This is a genomic window from Kitasatospora sp. NPDC023176, assembly GCF_055560495.1.
Genome location: NZ_JBVHIP010000025.1, coordinates 95,206 through 117,586, shown reverse-complemented (window position 1 = coordinate 117,586; position 22,381 = coordinate 95,206). Strand labels below are relative to the sequence as shown.

The window sequence follows — 22,381 nt, the reverse complement described above, 5'->3', positions numbered from 1 at the left end:
GCGCCACCGGCCGGCGGCCTTCCCTCACCTACGCGTCCTCCCGCCCCCAAACCGCGGGAAGACCGAGCCGCAGGAGTTCCGCCGTGCCCGAAAACGGTTCGAGCGTCACCAGCAGCACCCATCGACTCGCCCGACGGCTGCTCACCGCAGCCGCCGCCCTGCCGCTGACCCTGGCCGGACTGGCCCTCGCCACCCCCGCCTCGGCGGCCCCGGCCGCCGTTCCCAGCGGGCCGACCGCCAGCGTCACGCTCGGCGACAGCTACATCTCCGGCGAGGCCGGCCGGTGGAAGGGCAACTCCGCCGACTCCAGCGCGAGTCGGACCGGCACCGACCGGGCCTGGAACGGCAGTTCGTACGACCCCTCGCTGGTCTACGGCCCGACGGCGGCGAGCGGGTGCGACCGCTCCGACGTCTCCGAGGTGCTCGGCGCCCAGGGCATCGCGCAGAAGCAGATCAACCTGGCCTGCTCGGGCGCCGTCACCGGCAACATCTTCCGCGCCTCCAACGGCGGGCAGTCCCTGAAGGGCGAGGCTCCGCAGGCCGACCAGCTCGCCACCGTGGCGGCCCGGAACAACGTCAAGCTGATCACGCTGTCGATCGGCGGCAACGACCTCGGCTTCTCCAGTGTCATCTCGAACTGCGTCCAGGACTACCTGGTCTGGTACTCCTACTGCCACGACTCGCAGCAGTCGGCGATCGACTCGAAGATGCCCGCCGCGATGGCCGGGGTCGGCAAGGCGATCGACGAGATCCGGGCCGTCATGACCAACGCGGGCTATGCGCGGACCGACTACCGGCTGGTGCTGCAGTCGTACCCCTCGCCGATCCCGCGCAGCGCCGAGATGCGCTACCCGGAGAGCGGCTGGAGCCGCTCGGACACCGGCGGCTGCCCGTTCTGGGACGGGGACGCCGACTGGGCGCGCGACTCGATGGTGCCGCAGATCTCCAAGGCGCTGGCGGGAGTCGCGGCGTCCAAGGGGGCGCAGTTCCTGGACCTCTCCAACATGCTGCAGGGCCGTGAGGTGTGCTCCACCTCCGCGCAGCAGCCGACCGCGGGCTCCGGCCCGTCCGCGACCACCAGCGAATGGGCGCGCTTCCTGGACGGTGGCCTCAACACCACCCAGGGCGTGCTGCAGGAGTCGATGCACCCCAACTACTACGGGCAGCAGGCGCTCGGCGCCTGTCTGAGCCGGCTGTGGGCCCGGCCGACGGGCAACTACGCGTGCGACAACACGGCCGGGCAGGACGCGAGCGGGATGTACCTGACGGCGGAGTGAGGCGGACGTGCCGCCGCCCCTGGCCCGGGTGGGCGAGGGGCGGCGGTGCGGCTCGGGACGGCCTCCGGGGCGGCCCTGGGCTCAGCCCTGGCTCAGCTCTCGGCTCAGCTCTCGACTCAGCCCTTGGCGAGCAGGGACTGAGCGTGGGCCCGTACCTGATCCTTCGTCAGATAGGCGTCGGTGTACTCGAAGTCCTGCAGCCGGGCGGGCTGGCGGGCCAGGAAGCCGGTGCGGACGAAGTCGTCCCCGGCGGTCGCGTTGAGCAGCCAGTTCGCGCTCACCCGGAACTTCGCCGCATTGGTCCGCATCGCCATCAGGTGGTAGCCGCGGGCCACCAACTGGGCGGGCACGCCACGCAGTTCGATACCGACCGGCTTGGACACCGCGTCCTTGCCGCCGAGGTCGACCACCAGGCCCAAGTCCTTGTGGTAGTACGGCTCCAGGGGCTGGTTGCGGAGCGAGGCGATCACGTTGTCGGCCACCGCGCGGCCCTGGCGGGCCGAGTGCTGGGCGGTCGGCGGGCACACCGCGCCGTCGCCCTTGGCCAGGTCGGGAACGGCGGCCGCGTCACCGAGCGCGAACACGCCCTCGAACTGCGGCACCCGCATCTCCGCCGTCACCGCCAGCCGGCCGCGGACCGTCTCCGCGTCCAGGGTGCCGATCAGCGGGCTCGCGGCCACGCCGGCGGTCCAGATCAGGGTGCGGCAGGGGAGCACCCGGCCGTCGGTGAACTTGACTGACTCGGCGCCGACTTCGGCCACCGAGACCCCCAGCGACACGTCGATGCCGCGGTCGCGCAGCACCTCCAGGGCGGCGGTGCCGAGCGCGTCGCCGAGCTCGGGCATCAGCTTGGGGGCGATGTCGATCAGGTGCCACTTGATCTGGCGGGCGTCCAGCCGGGGGTAGCGGCGGGCGGCCGCGGTGGTCAGGCGCTGCAGGCAGGCGGCCGTCTCGGTGCCCGCGTAGCCGCCGCCGACCACCACGAACTGCAGCCGGGACTCGCGCTCCCGCTGGTCCAAGGTCGCTGAGGCGAGGTCGAGTTGGGCGATCACGTGGTCGCGGACATAGGCCGCCTCGGCGAGCGTCTTCATGCCGCGGGCGTAATCGGTGAGCCCGGGGATGTCGAAGGTGCGGGTGACGCTGCCGGGGGCGAGCACCAGGACGTCGTACTTCTGCGCGACCACCTCGTCGGTGATCTTGCGGACCACGCACACCCGGGAGGCCGGGTCCACGCCGATGGCGCCGCCCGGGACGATGTGGGTGCGGCGCAGGCTCCGGCGCAGGGAGACCGCGACGGACTGGGGGGTGAGGACGCCCGCGGCGACGTGCGGGAGGAGGGGGAGGTAGAGCTGGTAGCTGAACGGCGTGACCAGCGTGATCTCGGCCTCCGACGGCGAGAGCTTGCGTTCGAGGCGGCGGGCGCACTCCAGGCCTGCGAAGCCGCCGCCCACGATCAGGATCCGAGGTCGTTCCATCGCTCATCCCTTTGCCGTACAGGTCGTACCGGAAGGCCCCCATTACTGTCCGCCACACTCGCACGGAGCAGCGGGGGCTGCCACCGGGGTGGGGCGGTGGGGGGAGGAGGGGAAGGAGAGGGTCGTGGGGTGGGGTTCGGGGCGGGTCGGGTTCGGTGGCGCGGGTTCGGTGGGTCGGGTTCGGCGGCGCGTGCGGAGACGAGCCGTCGGGGGTGTGGAGGCCGGGTGCGTACGGGGGTGGGTGGGGCACCGATAAGCTGTCGGGCGTGCTCCCCGAGGTGACGGCGGTCCGGTATGTGACCCCACTGCGAGAAGGCGGCTCGATGCCGGGCCTGGTCGAGGCCGACGACCGGCGGCTGTACGCGCTGAAATGGGTCGGCGCGGCGCAGGGCCGCAAGGCCCTGGTGGCGGAGGTGCTGGCCGGGGAGCTGGGGCGGCGGCTCGGGCTGCCGGTGCCGGAGCTGGTGACCATCGACCTGGATCCGGTGCTCGCGCGCAGCGAGCCGGACCACCAGGTGCAGGACCAGATCCGGGCCAGCGGCGGGACCAACCTCGGGATGGCCTTCGTCAGCGGCGCGCTCAACTTCGACCCGCTCTGCTTCGAGGTGGACCCCGAACTGGCTGGGCAGGTGCTCTGGTTCGACGCGTTGATCGGCAATGTCGACCGGTCCTGGCGCAACCCCAACCTGCTGGTGGCGACCGGCGGGCTGCGGCTGATCGACCACGGTGCCAGCCTGATCTTCCATCACAACTGGGCCGGCGCCGCCGCCTGGGTGCGCCGCCCGTACGACGCGTCCGACCATGCGCTGCTGCGCGCCCGGCCGGATCTGGCGGCGGCGGACAAGGCGCTCGCGCCGCTCGCGGAGGCGGCGATCGAGGCGGCGGTGGCGCGGATCCCCGAGGTGTGGCTGCTGGACGAGTTCGGCTTCGACTCGCCCGAGGACGTGCGCGCCGCGTACCGCTCCCAGCTGACCGAGCGACTGGCCGGTCCGCGTGACTGGCTGCCGGAGGTGCCCGCATGACCGAGCCGCTGTCCGCCGCGCTGCCGGCCGTCGTGGAACTGCACGACTACGAGTACGCCGTGATCCGGGCGGTGCCGCGGGTGGAGCGCGGTGAGTGCGTGAACGTCGGGGTGCTGCTGTACTGCCGGCAGCACGCGCACCTGGCCGCGCGCACCCACCTGGACCAGGCCCGGCTGCTGGCGCTGGACCCGGTGGCGGACGTGCAGGGGGTGCGGCGGGCGCTTCAGGGGATCGAGGCGGTCTGCCTGGGCGGCCCGGCGGCCGGTCCAGCGGCCTCGGACAGCCCCGGGCAGCGGTTCCGCTGGCTGACCGCGCCGCGCAGCGCGATCGTCCAGCCGGGGCCGGTGCACACCGGGCTGACCGCGGACCCGGAGGTCGAGCTGCGGCGGCTGTTCGACCAGCTGGTGCTCTGACCGTCCCCCGATCGGCGGTACCGTGAGGCGGCTCGCCGACGGTTGCCGTGGTCAAAGCTTGAGTTACTGAAGCACTCGGCCGTACGCTGACCCCATGGGTTCGACCTCGACGACGACCGTACCGACCAACGCCGAGCTGATGGAGGCGTTGGCCGCCGTCGGTGCCGCGTACTTCCAGGACTTCGCGGCGGCCGCGGCCCGGCACGGGCTGTCCTCCTCCCAGGCCAAGGCGCTGGGCTCGGTGCAGGAACCGGTCCCGATGCGGGCACTGGCCGGGCGCCTGGGCTGCGACGCGTCGAACGTGACCGGGATCGTGGACCGGCTGGAGACGCTGGGCCTCGCCAACCGGGAGGCGGCGGCCGGTGACCGCCGGGTGAAGATCGTGGTGATCACGGCCGAGGGCCGGGAGATCCTCAACCGCATCCGCGGCGAGATGGCCCGCACCCACCAGGCCTTCGAGGCGATGACCGACGAGCAGCGGATCGCCCTGCACTCGATCTGCGGGCAGGTCCTGCCGGTGCTGGCCGGCCGTTCCGGCGGCGCGCAGCAGTAGCGGCCGACAGGGGCGCCGCAGTAGCGGCCGGCCGGGGTGCTCGGCGCGTGTCGGCGAGTCCCGGGGGCAGCGGCCGGTGGTGCGGCGGGGCGCGCAGGTGGCGCGGATGAGGGTGACGGACAGGTCCCCATCCGCCGACGTTCGGCGTGACCTCGGCTGTTAGGCTTGCGAAGCGTGAGCGCGAAGCCCCAGATCCCCAATGTCCTGGCCTCCCGGTACGCCTCGGCGACCCTGGCCCAGCTGTGGTCCCCCGAGCACAAGGTGGTCCTCGAGCGCCACCTGTGGCTCGCCGTCCTGAAGGCCCAGCAGGACCTCGGTGTCGAGGTTCCGGCGAACGCCGTCGCCGACTACGAGCGGGTGATCGACCAGGTCGACCTCGGCTCGATCGCCGCCCGTGAGCGGATCACCCGCCACGACGTGAAGGCCCGGATCGAGGAGTTCAGCGACCTCGCCGGCCACGAGCAGATCCACAAGGGAATGACCTCCCGGGACCTGACCGAGAACGTCGAGCAGCTGCAGATCCGCCAGTCCCTGGAGCACGTCCGGGACCGTACGGTCGCCGTGCTGGTGCGCCTGGCCGACCTGGCCGCCCAGAACTCCGAGCTGGTCATGGCCGGCCGTTCGCACAACGTGGCCGCGCAGGCCACCACCCTGGGCAAGCGCTTCGCGTCGATCGCCGACGAGCTGCTGGTCGCCTTCCGCCGCCTGGAGGAGCTGATCGCCCGCTACCCGCTGCGCGGGATCAAGGGCCCGGTCGGCACCGCCCAGGACATGCTGGACCTGCTCGGCGGCGACACCGGGAAGCTGGCCGAGCTGGAGCGCCGGGTCGCCGGCCACCTCGGCTTCGACCACGTGCTCACCAGCGTCGGCCAGGTCTACCCGCGCTCGCTGGACTTCGAGGTGCTCACTGCCCTCGTCCAGCTGGCCGCCGCGCCGTCCAGCCTGGCCAAGACCATCCGTCTGATGGCCGGCCACGAGCTGGTGACGGAGGGCTTCAAGGAGGGCCAGGTCGGCTCCTCCGCGATGCCGCACAAGATGAACACCCGCTCCTGCGAGCGCGTCAACGGCCTGGCCGTGATCCTGCGCGGCTACGCCTCGATGACCGGCGAGCTGGCCGGCGACCAGTGGAACGAGGGTGACGTCTCCTGCTCGGTGGTGCGCCGGGTCGCGCTGCCGGACGCCTTCTTCGCCTTCGACGGCCTGCTGGAGACCTTCCTCACCGTCCTGGACGAGTTCGGCGCCTTCCCCGCCGTGATCGAGGCCGAGCTGGACCGCTACCTGCCGTTCCTGGCCACCACCAAGGTGCTGATGGGCTCGGTGCGCGCGGGCGTCGGCCGGGAGACCGCCCACGAGGTCATCAAGGAGCACGCCGTCGCCTCCGCGCTGGCGATGCGCGCGGGCGCCCGGGAGAACGAGCTGCTGGACCGGCTCGCCGCCGACGAGCGGATCCCGCTGGACCGGGCCGCGCTGGACGCGCTGCTGGGCGACCGGCTGTCCTTCACCGGCGCGGCCGGGGCGCAGGTCGCCGAGGTCGTCCGCCAGGTGGCGGCCGTCGCGGCGGCCTACCCGGAGGCGGCCAAGTACGCGCCCGGCGACATCCTCTGACACGCCGCTGAATTGACGCCGCGTCAGCTCTCGGCCGAGGGCCCCGCCGCCGTTCCGGTGGTGGGGCCCTCGGGCGTCCGGGGGCGGCCCGGGTCGAACGGCGGGGTGGTGGTGGCGCAGGGCCAGTCGCAGTTCGGCTCGGCCACCGGGTGCTCCTCCTCCGGCGCGAGCACGTTGCCCCGGATGGTGGTGAAGGCGATCAGCCCGCCGGTGGCCAGCAGGCCCGCGCAGATCAGCATCGCGGTGTGGAAGGCGGAGTCCACCGAGGACGGCACCCGGTAGGCGTCGCCGCTCAGCCCGGCCAGGGCCGGCAGCGCGGCCACCGCGAGCAGGCCGGCCGCGCGGGCGGCGGCGTTGTTGACGCCGCTGGCGATGCCCGCGTGCCGCACCTCGACGGCGGCCAGCACGGTCGCGGTCAGCGGTGCGACCAGCAGGGTCATCCCCGAGCCCATCACCGCGACGGCGGGCAGCACGTCCACCCAGTAGGAGGAGCCGGGGCCGATGCGCAGCATCAGCAGCACCCCGGCGGCGCACAGCAGCGGGCCGACGGTGAGCGGGAGGCGCGGGCCGATCCGCTTGCCGAGGCGACCGGCGCGCGCGGACAGGGTCAGCATCAGCACCGTGATGGGCACCAGGGCGAAGCCGGAGACCAGCGGGGAGAACCCGGAGACGATCTGAAGCTGCACCACCAGCAGGAAGAACACCCCGCTGAACGCCGCGTAGACGCAGAGGGTGACCAGGTTCACGGCGGTGAACAGCCGGGAGGAGAACAGTCCGAGCGGCAGCATCGGATAGGGCGAGCGCCGCTCGACAGTCACGAAGGCGGCGCCCAGCAGCAGGCCGATCGCGCCGGTGACCCAGACGGCGGGGGACAGGCCCTCCCCGGCGGCGGTGAGCGCGTAGGTGATCGCGCCGAGGGCGAGCGCGGCGAGCAGCGCGCCGGGCACGTCGAAGCGGCCGGTCGCGGACTCGTCCCGGCTCTCCGGGACGTAACGGGAGGTCACCGCGATGACGGCGGCGGCCAGCGGCAGGTTCAGCAGGAAGATCCAGCGCCAGCCGGGGCCGTCCACCAGCCAGCCGCCGAGGAAGGGGCCGACGGCTGCCGACACCCCGCCCAGGCCGGACCACAGGCCCACCGCCGCCGAGCGGTCGTCCGGGTGGAAGACGGCCTGGAGCATGGCGAGCGAGCCCGGGGTGAGCAGCGCCCCGCCGATGCCCTGGACGGCGCGGGCGGCGATCAGCACGTGGATGGTCGGGGCGGCGGCGCAGGCCGCGGACGCGGCGGCGAACCAGACCACGCCGATGAGGAAGACCCGGCGCCGCCCGTAGCGGTCGCCGAGGGCGCCGCCGAGCAGGATCAGGCCCGCCAGGGTGAGCAGATAGGCGTTCAGGGTCCATTGCAGGGAGGCGAGGGAGGCGCCGAGGTCGGCGCCGATCCGGGGGAGGGCGACGTTCACCACGGTGCCGTCGAGCATCGCCATGCTGGAGCCGAGCACCGTTGCCAGGAGAACCCAGCGACCCTGCGCGGTGCCCAGGCGCAGAGTTCCTGCTTGAGAGGTGGCCACCGGCTGATCCTGCGCCCGCCGGGGTGTACGTGACAAGGGTCACCGGGTGGTGTGTCGGCCCGTGGCGGTTCGTGACCGGACGATCGCGCAGGGGTGGCCTGGTCGGCGCAGGGTGCTGGATCAGTGGCACGGGGTGAATGGATTGTGCACGTACGGTGCAGCGGATCATTCGGAGGGTGACCACTGCGCCGGGATTGGTTGCCGATTCAAGAGATCGACATTGCTTCACCTGAACGGATGAGTTTTAGTTCAGCGACCGCCCGGCCAGCCCGGACGGATCCACCGGGTGGAACGCCGAGTCCTGCCGCTGCCCGGTGGCTCGCACCGAACTCTGTACGGCAGGAGCGGGGGACCCACAGGTAAGTCGCCGGACCGGAGTTCGCGCCTCTTCAGGGCGTGGACGACCAGGACCGGCTTGGGGTGAAGCCGCGCATGCGGCCGGGCAACTCCAGCCCGAACCCGACAGCTCACCTCGCAGGCGTCGGAGAGGAAAATTCCATGCCTGCACAGGCTCGTCGTATCGCCCTGCCCCGTGCCGCCCGGATCGGCATCGCCACCGCCGTCACCGGCGCCTCGTTCGTCCTGCCGCTCGTGACCGCGATGGGCGCCCAGGCGGACACCTCCCCGGCTGCTCCGGCCGCCTCGACCGCTTCGGTCGCCTCGGTCGCTTCGCAGGACGCCGCTCCGGCCGCCGGGCACCAGAGCTACCGCGTCATCAGTGGCGACACCCTCTCGAAGATCGCCGACATCAAGGACGTCCAGGGCGGCTGGCACGCGCTGTACGAGCAGAACCGCTCGGTGGTCGGGGCCAACCCGAACCTGATCTTCCCGGGCCAGCAGCTGGCCCTCGTGGGCCACGCGGCTGACGCCGCGAAGCCCGCCGCGCCCGCCGCGCCCGCCGCCCCGGCGAAGCCGGCCGCTGCTCCGGCCACCCAGGACGCCTCCGCCGCCGCGGACACCCAGGTGCAGGTCCAGACCGAGGCCGCCAAGCCGGGCGCCCAGCTGCAGACCCAGGTGCAGACCGCCGCCCCGGCCCAGGCCGTCACCGCCGCCCCGGTCGCCGTCACCACCGGTTTCGTCGCCCCGCTCGCCAACCCGGTGCTGGGCGAGGCCTACGGCGTGGCCGGCTCGATGTGGGCCTCCGGCCACCACACCGGCCAGGACTTCATCGCCTCCACCGGCACCCCGCTGCGCGCCGTCGCCAAGGGTGTCGTGGTGAAGGCCGCCAACGACGGCGCCTACGGCAACGAGGTCGAGATCAAGCTCGCCGACGGCAAGTACGCGCAGTACGCGCACCTGTCCTCGATCGGCGTGAAGGTCGGCCAGAGCGTCACCACCGGCCAGCAGCTGGGCCTCTCCGGTGCGACCGGCAACGTGACCGGCCCGCACCTGCACTTCGAGATCCGCACCGGTCCGGAGTACGGCTCGGACATCGACCCGGTCGCCTACCTGCGGGCGCACGGCGTCGCGCTCTGATCCCTGGTCCCTTCCACGGGACCGTGTGAACCACCGCTGATGCGGGGCGAATCGACCGCCCGGGATGGTCATGTCGGGTGACCGCTCGACCGGGTGATCGCCGCAGCAGTGGACCTGGGCGCGGGACACGCCCACGGCCGGCCCGGCCGCACGGGACAAGCTCTCGTACGGCCGGGCCGGCCACCGCCGTTTCCGGTCCGTGGCGGTGTTCGGGGCCTCGAACGCGCCGTCAACCCGTCGGCTTCGTCGGATCATCAGCCGTACTCCGGGGCGGCCGTCGGCGCGCGATCCTGTCGGTCAGTCAGTGCCCGGCCGGTTCGGCGGGCGGCAGTGTCCGGGTGGACGAGGAGGCCGGATGACCGTCCGGAGCGGGGACGCGGTCGGTTCCGCCGGTGAGCGGGCCGGGCCGGGCGGGGTCGACCGGCTGAAGGCGGACTCGGTCGGCCTGGCGGGCGTGGTGTTCATGGCGGTCGCCACCGCGGCCCCGATCACCGCGATGACCGGGAACCTGCCGATCGTCATCGGGCAGGGCAACGGGGTCGGCGCGCCGGCCGCGTACGTCCTGGCGACCGCGGTGCTCACGGTGTTCTCGGTCGGGTACGTGGCGATGGCCCGGCACATCACGGCGGCCGGGGCGTTCTACGGCTACGTCTCGCACGGGCTCGGCCGGGTGGTCGGGATGGCCTCGGGGATGCTCGCGCTGCTGGCCTACATGATCTTCGAGGCCTCGGTCATCGGCTTCTTCGCGTACTCGCTGCGCGGGCTGGTCCGGTCGCAGCTGGGCGTGGACCTCGGCTGGGGCTGGTACGCGGTGCTCGGGATGACGGCGATCGGGGTGATGGCCTGGTTCGACCTGCATCTGACGGCGAAGGTGCTCGGGGTGGCGCTGGTGCTGGAGCTGGTGGTGCTGGGCGCGGTCTCGCTGGCCGTGCTGGTCTCCGGTGGCGGGCCGGACGGGATCGTCGGCGAGGCCGTGAACCCGTTGAACGGGCTCAGGGGAGCGGGGAGTTCGGGACCGGCGGCGGCCGGGTTGGGACTGTTCTTCGCGTTCTGCTCCTGGGTCGGCTTCGAGTCGACGGCGATGTACGGCGAGGAGTCGCGGGACCCGAAGCGGGTGGTGCCGCGGGCCACCATGGTGTCGGTGATCGGGATCGGGCTGTTCTACGTCTTCGTGTCCTGGATGATCCTGTCCGGCAACGGAGTCGAGCACGCGATCGCGGTGGCGAGCGGGGCGGTGCCGGGCAAGGACGGGAACAGCCTGTTCCTCGATCCGCTCGGCGCACACCTGGGCAGCTGGGCGGTCACGGTGTTCCAATGGCTGGTCGTCACCGGCTCGTTCGCCTGTGCGATGGCCTTCCACCAGTGCGCCGCACGGTACTTGTACGCGATCGGGCGGGAGGGGCTGCTGCACCCGGCGCTCGGCCGGACCCATCCGCGGCACGGTTCGCCGTACGTCGCCTCGGTCGCGCAGTCGGTGATCGCGGCCGGGCTGGTGTTGGCGTTCCTGGCGGCGGGGATGGACCCGTACGTCCATCTGTACACGCTGCTGGCGCTGTTGGGGACGATGGCGATCCTGGTGGTGCAGACGCTGTGCTCCTTCGCGGTGGTGGGGTACTTCCACGTGCAGGGCCGGCACCCGGAGACCGCGCACTGGTGCCGGACGCTGCTCGCGCCGCTGGCCGGCGGGGTGGCGATGGGCGCGGTGGTGGCGCTGCTGGTGGTCAACCGGGGTGCGGCGGCCGGAGCGGCGGCGGGCACCCTGCTGTTCCGGCTGACCCCGTACCTGGTGATCGGGGTGTTCCTGGGCGGGATCGGGACGGCGCTGGTGCTGCGGCGCCGGCGGCCGGAGCTGTACGCGCGGATGGGGCGGATCGTGCTGGAGGACGCGGCGGAGCGGTGAGCGGTCAGCGCCGGCGGGCGGGCAGGTCGTGCTCGGCGGCGGTGAGCAGCTCGTGCATCCGGTGGCCGAAGTCCTCGGTGTCGTCGGCGGGTTGGGGGAAGACCAGGCGGACGTCGCGGTGGCCGTGCGAGTAGTCCAGGCGCAGCACCAGGCCGTGGCGGTCCAGGGCGAGCGGGCGGACGGCCGGCCGGTGGGTGAGCAGGGCCGGGTCGAGCAGGCGGGTGAGCAGGTCGAGGGCGTCGGCGTGGTCGTCGGCCAGGTGGGTGAGCAGGGCGGCCTCGTGCCGGGCCAGCGGGTCGGGGGTGGCGAGGGCGAGCTCGGCGGCGGTGAGCGCGTTGGTGCCGTACGGGGTGGCGAGGACGGCGTGGGCGACGTCGACGCGCAGGTGGACGCCGAGGCCGTCGTCGGTGAGGTGGGCCAGGTGCAGCCGGCCGGCCAGGGTGAGCCGGGCGCGGATCCGGTCGCGGACGGCGACGGGGGAGACATCGGTGACGTCGAGCACGACGGCCAGGCCGTCGGTGGCGCCGGCGGCGGCCGCGGTGAGCGGGGCGTCGAGCGGGACGCGCAGGCGCAGTCGGGAGCCGTGGACGGAGACCGGGGTGTCCAGCTCGTGGTGCTCGCCGAGGGCGCGCACGGTGAGTGAGGAGGTCGCGCTGAGCAGGCTGTGGACCCGGTCGGCGGTGGTGGGCTCGGGCACCTGGGCGTCGCCGGTGGGCAGGCTCATGGACGGACCTCCTGTTAGTTAGGTGAGCCTAACCTAATGTCCGGGTGGGGGTGTGGCAAGTGCGGCGAGGGCCCGGACGCGCGGTGGCGTCCGGGCCTCGGGGGCGTTGGCGGTGGGTCAGGAGACGACGGCCTGGGCGTCGATCTCCACCAGCATCGGCTCCTGCGGCAGTTCGACGAAGACGGTGGTCCGGCAGGGCTTCACGCCGCCCGGCTCGATGTTCTCGTCGATGAACTCGGCGTAGACCTCGTTCATCAGCGGGAAGTCGGCGCGCTTGGTGAGGTAGACGCGGAACATCACCACGTCCTCGATGGTGGCGCCGCCGGCCTCGACGATGGCCTTGACGTTCTCCAGCGTGCGGCGGGTCTGGGCCTTCACATCGCCGTGGTGGAGGTACTCGCCGGTGGCCGGGTCCTGCGGGCCCTGGCCGGAGACCTGCAGGATCGGGCCCTTGCGGACGCCCTGGGAGAACATCCAGGCGGGGGCCGGGGCGCCGTCGGTGCGGATCTCGAACTTGTCGGAGTCCATGGGGTTCCTTACGTGCGGTTGGTGACGGTCCGTCAGGATTGTTCGGGGCGGCCGCAGTCGGCCGAAACGGCGCGGGCGGTGGCGAGCAGCTGCGGCAGGAGGTCCAGCACCTGCTCGTACGGGAGGAGGACGTCCGGGACGGAGATCGACGCGGCGGCGACGACCCGGCCGCTGGCGTCCCGGATCGGGGCGGCCACGCAGTTGATGAAGGCCTCGTGCTCGGCGTGGTCCTGCGCCCAGCCCTGGGCGGCGACCTTCTCCAGCTCGGCGAGCAGCGCCTCGGGGGTGGTGAGGGTGCGTTCGGTGTGCGGGGTGAAGTCGATCCCGGCCACCACCCGGCGGCGTTCCGGCAGCGGGAGGTCGGCCAGCAGCACCTTGGAGACGGCAGCGCTGTGCAGGGCCGCGCGCAGCCCGATCCGGGAGTACATCCTGACCGGGTGACGGGAGTCGAACTTGTCGATGTAGACCACCTCGCCGCCCTCGTACGCCGCCAGGTGCACGGTCTGGCCGGTGGCGGAGTTCAGCTCGGCGAGGTGCGGGGCGGCGATCCGGCGGATGCCGCGCTGCTCCAGGGCGAGGCCGGAGAGGGCGAACAGGCCCGCGCCGAGGTGGTAGCGGTAGGCCGCGTCGCGGTAGACGAACCGTTCCTCCTCCAGACTCTGGAGCAGCCGCAGCACGGTGGTCTTGTGCACGCCGAGGACCTCGGCCAGCTGGTCGAGGGAGCGCTCGCCCTCGCCGAGCTGGGCGAGGATGCGCAGGGCGCGGGTGACGGTCTGGCTCATCGGGCTCGGGCTCCGGTCGGGTGGCTGGGGTTGGCGCTCATTCGGCCCGGGCCGGGGCGGCGGGCAGGGCGGGGGAAGTGGGCAGGGCGGGGGCGGCGGGCAGGGTCGGCGAAGTGGGCAGGGCCGGGGAGGTGATGGCGGCGGCGGTGACCCGGGTGGCGGCCCAGTCAGCGGGCGAGGCGTCGAGCAGGGCGGTCACCACCGGGGCGGGCGGCAGGTCGGCCTGGTCGCCGTGGGCGGTCAGGGCGCAGGCCGCGGCCAGGTGGCCGAGCCGCAGCCGGCGACGCTGGTCCAGGCCGTGGAGGGTGCCGGCCAGGTAGCCGGCCGCGAAGGCGTCGCCCGCACCGGTGGCCTCGACCACCTCGACGGCCAGAGCCGGTTCGGCGACCGCCGTGCCGTCCCGCTCCAGTGCGGTGACCAGCCGGGCGGCGTCCTTGACCACCACGGTGGCGGGGGACGGGAAGCGGCGGCGCAGCGCGGCCGGCTCGTCGGTGCCGAAGGCGGCCTGGGCCTCGTCGGTGCCGAGCAGCAGCAGGTCGGCGGAGTCCAGCAGAGGCGGCAGCACGGCCGGGTCGCGGTCCCGCCAGAGCCCGGGGCGCCAGTTGAGGTCGAAGCTGACCAGCCGCCCGGGGCGTCGGTCGGCGAGCAGCGCACGCAGCAGGGCCAGGCACTCGTCCGAGAGCGCGGCGGTGATGCCGGACAGGTGGAGCAGCCGGGCGCCCGCCAGCAGCCGGGCGGCGGCCGGGTCGGTGAGCAGGGCGGGGGAGAGTGCGGCGGCCGCGGAGCCGCGCCGGTGGTAGTGCAGGCGGCTGCGGCCGGGGCCGAGGTCGTGCCGGTGGCCGGTGGCGCCGCCGACCTCCTTCAGGTAGAGACCGGTCGGGCGGTGCGGGTCAACGGTCACGCCGGAGACGTCCACGCCGCGGGCGGCGACCTCGGCGAGCAGGCGGCGGCCGAAGCCGTCGTCGCCGACCCGGCTGATCCAGGCCGTCGGCACGCCGAGGCCGGCCAGTGCCCCGGCCACGTTGGACTCCGCGCCGCCGACGGACAGCCGAAAGGTGTCCACGGCCTCCAGTGGCCCCGGGCGGTCGGGCAGCAGGACGGCCATCGACTCGCCCACGCACACGGCCGTCGGGGGAGGACCGGGGCGGGCCGGCCCCGGGGTGTCCTGTGGCGGCATCTGCTGGGCTCCTCGTCTGCGGCGGTCCGGTGGCGTGCGGGCCGGCCGGGTCCGACCGCCAGTCGGTTCCGTTGACCGTGATCCGGCGCCGATGCTAGAACCGTGGTGCCAACATGTGCAACCCTCGTTGCACATGTTGCAATATGGTGGATGGAGGAAGACGGTGGAGCAGACCTTCGCAGACGGTGGCGACCTCGGGAGCGGTGCCTTCGCTCGTGGCGGTGCCCGCGCGAGCAGCGTGACCTTCGCGAGCGGCGTGACCGGGCCGGGGATCAACGAAGGAGCGGTGGCCGCCCTGGCCGACGAGACCCTCGACTGGCGGTTCAAGGCCGCCCCACCGGAGAGCTGGGGGCACACCGTCCGCGACTGGCTCGCCACCGGGCCCACCCTCTCCGACCTCGGCACCCCGCTGCTCACCCTCGACGCCGCGGCGCTCGACCACAACGTCCGCACCATGGCCCGCTGGTGCGCCGAGGCGGGCGTCGCGCTCACCCCGCACGGCAAGACCACCATGGCGCCCGAACTCTGGCAGGCCCAGCTCGCCGCCGGCAGCCACGGCATCACCCTCGCCAATCTGCCGCAGGTACGGGTCGCCCGAGCCTTCGGCGTCCAGCGGATCCTGCTCGCCAACACCCTGCTCGACCCGGCCGGACTGGCCTGGCTCGCCGCCGAACTGGCCGCCGACCCTGACTTCGCCTTCCTCTGCTGGACCGACTCCACCGAGGGCGTACGGCAGATGGACGAGGCGCTGCGCGCCGCCGGAGCCGAGCGGCCGGTCGAGGTGCTGATCGAACTCGGCGGCCCGGGCGGGCGGACCGGCGCGCGGGGCGTGGACGCGGCCGTCGAGGTCGCCGCCGCCGTACTGCGCGCCCCCACCCTGCGGCTCGCCGGCGTCGGCGGGTACGAGGGCGCCCTCGCGCACGACGCCACCGCCGAGGGGCTGGCCACCGTACGCGGCTACCTGAAGGCCCTCGGCGAGCTGCACGGACGGCTCGCCACGGCCTACCCGGACAGTGCGCCACCGGTGGTGTCGGCCGGCGGCAGCGCCTACTTCGACCTGGTGGTCGAGGAGTTGGCCGCGCTGCCGGAGGCGCTGGTGGTGCTGCGTTCGGGTGCGTACATCGCCCACGACGACGGGTTCTACCGGGGCATCTCGCCGCTCGTCAGGGGCGCCGGGCAGGCCCCCTTCCGCGGCGCGCTGCACGGCTGGGCCCGGGTGGCCTCCCGGCCGGAGCCCCAACTGGCCCTGCTGGACGCGGGCAAGCGCGACCTGCCCTTCGACGAGGGCCTGCCCGAGCCGCAACTGGTGCGCGGGGGAGCGGCGTTGACGGGCACGTCGGCCCGGATCACCGCGCTCAACGACCAGCATGCCTTCCTCCGTGACGCGGGCGACCTCGCACCGCTCGGCGCGGTGCTGCGGCTCGGCGTCTCCCACCCGTGCACGGCCTTCGACAAGTGGACGGCGCTTCCCGTGCTGGACTCGGCGGACGCGGCCGAGCCGAAGGTGACCGGGCTGGTCAGGACGTTCTTCTGATGACGGACGCGGCGAGAGCGGCCGGCCGGGCAGTTGTCGTCAAGGGGGCAGCCGTCGTGAAGGGCGCAACCGTCCTCAAGGGGGCGACTGTCGTCGACGGGACCGGCGCCGGCCGCTACCGGGCGGACGTGCGGATCGCCGACGGCCTGATCACCGAGATCGGTGCGGGCCTCGGCGGGGCCTCGGAGGTGGACGCCGACGGACTGGTGCTCGCCCCCGGCTTCATCGACATGCACGCCCACTCCGACCTCGCCCTGCTGCTCGAACCCGAACACCCGGCCAAGGTCACCCAGGGTGTCACCTGCGAGGTCCTCGGCCAGGACGGCCTCTCCTACGCCCCGGTGGACGACACCACCCTGCCCGCGCTGCGCCGCCAACTGGCGGGCTGGAACGGCGATCCGGCGGACCTCGACTGGGACTGGCGCGACGTCGCCGGCTACCTGGACCGGATCGACCGCACCCGGGTCGCCGTCAACGCCTGCTACCTGGTGCCGCACGGCTCGCTGCGGATGCTCGCCATGGGCTGGTACGACCGCCCGCCCACCCCGGCCGAACTCGACCGGATGCGGCAGGTGTTGGCGCGGAGCCTGCTGCAGGGGGCGGTCGGGATGTCCAGCGGCCTCAGCTACACCCCCGGGATGTACGCGGACACCGCCGAACTGGTCGAGCTGTGCACCGTGGTGGCGGCCTACGGCGGATTCCACGCGCCACACCAACGGTCCTACGGGCAGGGTGCGTTGGAGGGCTACGCGGAGATGGTGGAGATCGCCCGGCGGTCCGGCTGCGCGCTGCACCTCACCCACGCCACGATGAACTTCGGCGTCAACCGCGGCCGGGTCGGCGAGTTCCTGGAGCTGGTCGACCAGGCGCTCGCGGACGGCGTGGACCTCACCCTGGACAGCTACCCCTACCTGCCCGGCTCCACCACCCTGGCCGCCCTGCTGCCGAGTTGGGCCACCGAGGGCGGGCCGGCCGCGACGCTGGCCCGGCTCGCCGACCCGGGCGCCCGGGAGCGGATCCGGTACGCGATGGAGGAGCAGGGCAGCGACGGCTGCCACGGCGTGGTCGCCGACTGGGCGACCATCCAGATCTCCGGCGTCCGCTCGGCGGAGCTGGCGCGGGCGGTCGGCCGGACGGTCGCCGAACTCGCCGCCGAGCGGGGGGCCGGCGGGGCGGAGGTCTTCCTCGACCTGCTGCGCCGGGACGAGTTGGGCACCACCATCCTCCAGCACGTCGGCCACGAGGAGAACGTCCGGGCGGTGATGCGCCACCGCGCCCACACCGTCGGCAGCGACGGACTGCTGGTCGGGGCCCGTCCGCACCCGCGCGCCTGGGGCACCTTCCCGCGCTACCTCGGCCACTACAGCCGGGAGTTGGGCGTACTCACGCTGGAGGAGGCCATCGCCCGGATGACCGGTCGGCCCGCCGCCCGGCTGGGACTGGACCGGCGCGGCCGGATCGCCCCCGGGTACCACGCCGACCTGGTGCTCCTCGACCCCGGGCGGATCCGGGACGCCGCCACCTTCGAGCAGCCCCGGCTGCCCGCCGAGGGGATCGAGTACGTGTACGTCAACGGCACCGCCGTCGTCCGGCAGGGACGCACCACCGGCGCCCGCCCCGGGCGTGCCCTGCGCCGCACCGACCGAGGAACTCTGGCCCCATGAGCGATCTTTCCGAGCTGTGGAACGACCCGGTGATCGCGGTGGTCCGCGCACCCCGGATCCCGGACGCCGCCGCGCTGTGCGCAGCCCTCGCGGAGGGCGGCATCGGCTTCACCGAATTCACCTACACCACACCGGATGTGACGGCCCATCTGGTACGGGCCTCGGCGGCCGGCTGGCGGGTCGGGGTCGGGACGGTACTGACCGCCGAGCAGGCCGAGCGCGGGATCGACGCCGGGGCGTCCTTCCTGGTCACCCCGGGCTGCCGGCCCGAGGTCGCGGAGGCCGGGCGGGCCCGCGGGGTGCCGGTGGTGCTGGGGGCCCTCACCCCGACCGAGGTGGCCCGGGCGGTCGACCTGGGCGCGGCCGCCGTCAAGATCTTCCCGGCCCGGTCGTTCGGCCCCGGCTACTTCAAGGACCTGCGCGGCCCGTACCCGGACGTGCCGTTGGTGGCCTCGGGCGGGGTGAACGCGGGCAACGCGGCCGAGTTCCTGGCGCAGGGGGCGCTCGCGGTGTGCGCGGGGACGGACGTGGTGCCGCCGGCGGCGGTGGAGGCGGGGGACTGGGCGGAGATCACCCGGCGGGCGCGGGTGTTCACCCGGGCCTGTGCGGCGGGGGTGTCGTAACGGGGGTTCGGCGGGTTCGGGTGGCTCGGCGGGTTCGGGTGGCGCGGGTCCGGCGGTGGTTCCGTGAAGGAGCGACGGGGGCGTGGTCGGTGGTGCGGCGCGCGGGTCCGGCGGTGGTTCCGTGAAGGTGTGAGGCGGGCTGTCGGGACGGCCGGGATTGGACGAGAATCGGTGGCACCCGGCTCACCCCGGCCCCTCGGCTCTCGGCCCGCGCGGCCCCCGGACCCGGCAGGAGGACCCACCCCATGACCTCGACCCGCCCCGGCCCCGACTGGCTGGCCGACGCCGTCCTGTACCAGATCTACCCGCAGTCCTTCGCGGACTCCGACGGCGACGGCATCGGCGACTTCGCCGGCATCACCGAGCACCTCGACCACCTCTCCTGGCTGGGCGTGGACACCGTCTGGCTCAACCCCTGCTTCGCCTCGCCGTTCCGCGACGCCGGGTACGACATCACCGACTACCTCACCCCCGCCCCGCGCTACGGCCGCACCGAGGACCTGGTCGCGCTGGTCGAGGCCGCCCGCCGCAAGGGCATCCGGATCCTGCTGGACCTGGTCGCCGGGCACACCTCCGACCGCCACCCCTGGTTCCTGGCCTCCGCCGATGACCCGGCCGACCAGCGCTACATCTGGTCGGACCGCCCGGTGGACGGCTTCGTCGCCTCGCCCGGAAGCCGCCCGGGCTGGTACCGGCCGAACTTCTTCGACTGCCAGCCCGCCCTGAACTTCGGCTACGCACAAGGCAGTTCGGCGGAGCCGTGGCGTCAGCCGGTGGACGCCGAAGGCCCGCGCGCCAACCGGGCGGCGCTGCGCGACATCATGGCGCACTGGCTGGGCCTCGGCGTGGCCGGCTTCCGGGTGGACATGGCGTACTCGCTGGTCAAGGACGACCCGGGCCGGGTCGAGACTGCCAAGCTCTGGACCGAGCTGCGCGACTGGCTGGACCGCACCCACCCCGAGGCCGCGCTGTTCGCCGAGTGGGGCGACCCGGCCGCCGCCGTCGCGGCCGGATTCCACGCGGACTTCTTCCTGCACTTCGGCGGGGACGACCACGGCCTCGCGCTGCGCTCGCTGTGGAACAACGACGGTGGGACGGTGGAGGAGTTCTGGCGGCAGGGCCCGTGCTACTTCGAGGCCGAGGGGCGCGGCACCCCGCAGACCTTCCTGGACGCCTGGCGCTCCGCCGCCGAACTCACCGAGGGCAACGGGCACATCGTGCTGCCCACCGCCAACCACGACTTCTCCCGGCTCGCCACCGGGCCGCGCTCCGGCGCGCAACTCGCCCCCGCCTTCGCCTTCCTGCTCACCTGGCCGACCCTGCCCGCGGTGTACTACGGCGACGAGATCGGCCTGCGCTACCTGCCCGGGCTGCCGGACGTCGAGGGCAGTGTGCTGGGGCCGCGCTTCAACCGGGCGGGTTCGCGGACCCCGATGCAGTGGACGCCGGGCCCTTCGGCCGGGTTCTCCACCGCCGCGCCCGAGCGGTACTACCTGCCGCTGGACCCGGACCCGCGGCGCCCGGACGTGCTCTCCCAGCGGGCCGATCCGACCTCGCTGCTGCACACCGTCCGGCGGCTGATCGCGCTGCGGCGCGCCCACCCCGGGCTGGGTGCGTCGGGCGGGGTGGAGGTGCGGAACGCCGGGTACCCGCTGGTGTACACCCGGTCCGGGCGGTACCTGGTGGCGGTGAACCCGCGCCGGGAGCCGGGGGTCGTCCGGCTGCCGGAAGGCTTCGGCGGTGCAGGCGGCGGTGCGGGCGGGGGTGCGGGCGGGGGTGCGGGCGGGGGTGCCGGCGGGGGTGCCGTGCGGCCGCTGGAGGTGCAGGGCGTGCGGGTGGTGGACGGCGAGCTGCGGGCGGACGGCTTCTCGTACGGCGTGTTCGAGCTGGGCTGAGCCCGGGGTCCGTGCCCCGGGGCCGGCGGGGTGTCGGCGGCTGGGGCGGGCTAGGGGCGGCCCGGCTTCCGAACCCTGTCAGATGGTTGTAAGCTACATCCATAGATGGTTGCATTTACCACCTGCATTGGTTGTATCTGCCACCTGATAGGGAAGAACATCGGAGGACGGTACGAACGCCATGAGCACACCCCAGACCCCCGCCGCAGCGCCCACCCTGGGGCACTCGCTCAAGCACCTCGCCGTCCACCTGCTCACCCCGCTGCTGATGTGCCTCGGCATGGCGCTCGCCTACCAGGGCGCCTTCCACCAGCCGGAGCCCCACCACCTCAAGGTCGCCGTCGTCGGGTCCGGCCCCCAGGTCCAGGGCCTGGCGCAGACCATCCAGGGCAAGGCCGGCGACGCGCTGGACGTCCGGACCGTCGCCGACCGCCCCGCCGCCGAGCGACTGCTGCGCGACCGCGACCTGGTCGGCGCCTTCGTCCCGGACGCCAGGAACCCCGAACTGATCGTGGCCAAGGGCAACTCGGACACCTCGGTGGTCGCCGCCACGGCGGTGTTCACCAACGTCACCGACCGGCAGGGCGTCCCGCTGCACGTCACCGACCTCACCACCCCCGCCAAGGGCGACCCGACCGGCCAGGGCCTGTTCTTCCTGCTGGTCGCGCTGAGCATCGGCTCCTACGCCAGCGTCGCGGTGATCGGCGCCGCCGGCGCCGGGCTGAGCATGCGGATCCGGGCCCTGGTGGGCGTGGCCGTCTCGCTGGTGGTCAGCGTGATCGGGATCGCCACCGCCGGACCGCTCTTCCACGTCGTCGACCACGACTACGCCGCGATCTGGGCGCTCGGCTGGCTCTACTCCGCGGGCATCGTCCTGATCGGCATCGGGCTGCACAGCTTCCTGAAGAAGTGGACCACGCTCGCCCTGATGGTGCTGTTCGTGATGCTCAACTTCACCTCCTCCGGCGGTATTTACCGGCCCGAGCTGCAGAACGGCTTCTTCGGGGCCCTGCACGGCTTCTGGACCGGCGCCGGCTACCTGGAGGGCGCGCGCAGCATCATGTACTTCGACGGCGGCGCCGGCCTCGGCGGGCACGTGCTGACCCTGGTGGTCTGGCTGCTGCTGGGCGGGGCGGCCCTGGTAGCCGCGGCGCTGTACGAGGGCCGCGGGCGCCGAGCGGTGGAGAGGCCGGCCGAGGCCGAGGAGGAGATGGAGGAGGCGGTCGCGGTCTGAGGACCGTACGCCCGAAAGGACTTCACCCGGTGCGAGGGCATCGGAACCGGGTGGGGATCGGCGGCCCGCGCCCGGCCTTGGACAAGCCGGGCGCGGGCCCTTGTCCGCCGGTCAGCCCCGCTCCCGGCGAGCGGGCGGCCGGGTGAAGCAGCAGTCGCCGCAGAGCCCCGCGCCCGGTCCGGTTCGGTAGTAGAGGCAGCAACTGGTCCGCCGGAGCGTGGCTCCGCGCGGGCCGTCGAGCAGGGTGCCCGAACCCGCCAGCGGCGGACGCGCCAGCAACCGGGCGACCAACTCCGTTGCCCGGCCCGGCACTTGGGCGTCCAGCACCCGCAGCGTCCCGGCCAGCGCGGAGGCCTCGTTGCCGCGCAGCAGGCGCGCCGAGAGCGGCACGGCGGCGCGCACTGCTGCTGCCAAGGGCTCCAACCAGCCGATCATGACGGCCTCGTGGAGCTGGTCGACGAGCTCGCCGGGATCGGGGCGGGCCGGCTCCGGCGGCGTCCAGAGGTCGATCGGTCCCTGGTCAGGGATCCGCACCCAGGCGTGCTCCAGGGTCGGGACCGTCCCCAGCAGGACGGCCGAGCCGATGCCCACCGACCAGAACCGGGCGGCCAGCCCGAGGTGCAGGATCGAGGCGGCGACCCGGAGCTCGGCCGTGCCCAGCCGCCGCGCCACCACCTGCACCCGGGGCGCGAGCGGCGCGTCCGGCCCGGTACCGTACAGCTCCGGCAGTGGACGGAAGCCGGGCGGCGGGGTGCCGGTGGCGTCGCTGTCGAGGGCGAAGTACGGGCCCACGGCGGCGAGTCGGCCGTAGTCGGGCCGGGGCTGCTCGGTCTGATCGGACGCGGGGTTCAACGGCCCTCCCCGGTAAGGTCGTTGAACCCCGCGCCGGCTTCGGTCGACCGGAGTGCGGTCGGGTGGGCCAGGGCCGCTCTTT

19 protein-coding genes and 1 riboswitch are annotated in these 22,381 nt (G+C 73.6%); of the genes, 12 read left to right on the top strand and 7 right to left on the bottom strand.

Features of this window, described 5'->3' with window-relative positions:
* Nucleotides 1–83: 83 nt before the first annotated feature.
* On the top strand, nt 84–1,277 hold the full coding sequence (locus tag ACZ3YL_RS29000) for a GDSL-type esterase/lipase family protein (RefSeq protein WP_465660363.1): 1,194 nt from the start codon (nt 84–86) through the stop codon (nt 1,275–1,277).
* 116 nt (nt 1,278–1,393) lie between these two features.
* Here ACZ3YL_RS29000 and ACZ3YL_RS28995 read toward each other — a convergent pair whose 3' ends face one another.
* On the bottom strand, nt 1,394–2,752 hold the full coding sequence (locus ACZ3YL_RS28995; RefSeq protein ID WP_188302871.1) for an NAD(P)/FAD-dependent oxidoreductase: 1,359 nt from the start codon (nt 2,750–2,752) through the stop codon (nt 1,394–1,396).
* A 266-nt stretch (nt 2,753–3,018) separates the two neighbouring features.
* On the opposite strand from ACZ3YL_RS28995, the gene ACZ3YL_RS28990 reads away from it, so the two are divergent.
* The 4 genes from ACZ3YL_RS28990 to purB all read left to right on the top strand — a co-directional run bounded on the left by ACZ3YL_RS28990 (nt 3,019) and on the right by purB (nt 6,345).
* Complete coding sequence (locus ACZ3YL_RS28990; protein ID WP_188302872.1) at nt 3,019–3,774, top strand: HipA family kinase; 756 nt, start codon at nt 3,019–3,021, stop codon at nt 3,772–3,774.
* On the top strand, nt 3,771–4,187 hold the full coding sequence (locus ACZ3YL_RS28985; protein ID WP_188302873.1) for a DUF3037 domain-containing protein: 417 nt from the start codon (nt 3,771–3,773) through the stop codon (nt 4,185–4,187). The genes ACZ3YL_RS28990 and ACZ3YL_RS28985 overlap by 4 nt, the downstream gene beginning before the upstream one ends.
* Nucleotides 4,188–4,281: 94 nt before the next feature.
* On the top strand, nt 4,282–4,740 hold the full coding sequence (locus tag ACZ3YL_RS28980) for a MarR family winged helix-turn-helix transcriptional regulator (RefSeq protein WP_188302874.1): 459 nt from the start codon (nt 4,282–4,284) through the stop codon (nt 4,738–4,740).
* Nucleotides 4,741–4,905: 165 nt separating this feature from the next.
* A complete protein-coding gene (gene purB, locus ACZ3YL_RS28975; protein WP_188302875.1) occupies nt 4,906–6,345 on the top strand; it encodes an adenylosuccinate lyase in 1,440 nt (479 codons plus the stop codon).
* A gap of 23 nt (nt 6,346–6,368) precedes the next feature.
* On the opposite strand, the gene ACZ3YL_RS28970 is transcribed toward purB, so the two are convergent.
* A complete protein-coding gene (locus ACZ3YL_RS28970) occupies nt 6,369–7,826 on the bottom strand; it encodes an MFS transporter (protein WP_465660373.1) in 1,458 nt (485 codons plus the stop codon).
* Nucleotides 7,827–8,222: 396 nt separating this feature from the next.
* A riboswitch (cyclic di-AMP (ydaO/yuaA leader) is annotated at nt 8,223–8,406 on the top strand.
* Between the two features lie 2 nt (nt 8,407–8,408).
* On the opposite strand from ACZ3YL_RS28970, the gene ACZ3YL_RS28965 reads away from it, so the two are divergent.
* Together ACZ3YL_RS28965 and ACZ3YL_RS28960 are read left to right on the top strand one after the other, a co-directional pair.
* The gene (locus ACZ3YL_RS28965; protein WP_465660362.1) at nt 8,409–9,386 is read left to right on the top strand and encodes a M23 family metallopeptidase; all 978 of its coding nucleotides are present in this window, start codon (nt 8,409–8,411) and stop codon (nt 9,384–9,386) included.
* Nucleotides 9,387–9,741: 355 nt separating this feature from the next.
* The gene (locus tag ACZ3YL_RS28960) at nt 9,742–11,286 is read left to right on the top strand and encodes an APC family permease (RefSeq protein ID WP_465660361.1); all 1,545 of its coding nucleotides are present in this window, start codon (nt 9,742–9,744) and stop codon (nt 11,284–11,286) included.
* A 4-nt stretch (nt 11,287–11,290) separates the two neighbouring features.
* Here the strand turns inward: ACZ3YL_RS28960 and ACZ3YL_RS28955 are convergent, their stop codons facing one another.
* From ACZ3YL_RS28955 to ACZ3YL_RS28940, 4 genes are all read right to left on the bottom strand, one after another.
* Nucleotides 11,291–12,010, bottom strand: coding sequence for a DUF2470 domain-containing protein (locus tag ACZ3YL_RS28955; protein ID WP_465660360.1), 720 nt, complete (start codon nt 12,008–12,010; stop codon nt 11,291–11,293).
* A 117-nt stretch (nt 12,011–12,127) separates the two neighbouring features.
* A complete protein-coding gene (locus ACZ3YL_RS28950; RefSeq protein ID WP_465660359.1) occupies nt 12,128–12,538 on the bottom strand; it encodes a RidA family protein in 411 nt (136 codons plus the stop codon).
* Between the two features lie 32 nt (nt 12,539–12,570).
* Nucleotides 12,571–13,320 carry an IclR family transcriptional regulator gene (locus ACZ3YL_RS28945; protein ID WP_188302880.1) on the bottom strand — a complete coding sequence of 250 codons (750 nt, stop codon included), beginning with the start codon at nt 13,318–13,320 and terminating at the stop codon, nt 12,571–12,573.
* Nucleotides 13,321–13,357: 37 nt separating this feature from the next.
* Nucleotides 13,358–14,497 (bottom strand): sugar kinase, encoded by a 1,140-nt coding sequence (locus ACZ3YL_RS28940; RefSeq protein WP_465660358.1) that lies wholly within the window; start codon nt 14,495–14,497, stop codon nt 13,358–13,360.
* Between the two features lie 163 nt (nt 14,498–14,660).
* Between ACZ3YL_RS28940 and ACZ3YL_RS28935 the strand changes: the two genes are divergently transcribed.
* From ACZ3YL_RS28935 to ACZ3YL_RS28915, 5 genes are all read left to right on the top strand, one after another.
* A complete protein-coding gene (locus ACZ3YL_RS28935; protein WP_465660357.1) occupies nt 14,661–16,031 on the top strand; it encodes an alanine racemase in 1,371 nt (456 codons plus the stop codon).
* Nucleotides 16,032–16,087: 56 nt separating this feature from the next.
* Entirely contained in the window at nt 16,088–17,695 is a 1,608-nt protein-coding gene (locus ACZ3YL_RS28930) for an N-acyl-D-amino-acid deacylase family protein (protein WP_465660356.1), read from the top strand.
* Complete coding sequence (locus tag ACZ3YL_RS28925; protein ID WP_465660355.1) at nt 17,692–18,318, top strand: bifunctional 4-hydroxy-2-oxoglutarate aldolase/2-dehydro-3-deoxy-phosphogluconate aldolase; 627 nt, start codon at nt 17,692–17,694, stop codon at nt 18,316–18,318. Before ACZ3YL_RS28930 ends, ACZ3YL_RS28925 begins: the two co-directional genes overlap by 4 nt.
* A 245-nt stretch (nt 18,319–18,563) precedes the next feature.
* Nucleotides 18,564–20,213, top strand: a complete 1,650-nt coding sequence (locus ACZ3YL_RS28920; RefSeq protein WP_465660354.1) for an alpha-amylase family glycosyl hydrolase — start codon at nt 18,564–18,566, stop codon at nt 20,211–20,213.
* A gap of 181 nt (nt 20,214–20,394) precedes the next feature.
* Nucleotides 20,395–21,447, top strand: a complete 1,053-nt coding sequence (locus ACZ3YL_RS28915; protein WP_188302886.1) for a hypothetical protein — start codon at nt 20,395–20,397, stop codon at nt 21,445–21,447.
* Nucleotides 21,448–21,558: 111 nt separating this feature from the next.
* On the opposite strand, the gene ACZ3YL_RS28910 is transcribed toward ACZ3YL_RS28915, so the two are convergent.
* A complete protein-coding gene (locus tag ACZ3YL_RS28910) occupies nt 21,559–22,299 on the bottom strand; it encodes a (2Fe-2S)-binding protein (RefSeq protein ID WP_465660353.1) in 741 nt (246 codons plus the stop codon).
* Nucleotides 22,300–22,381: the final 82 nt, after the last annotated feature.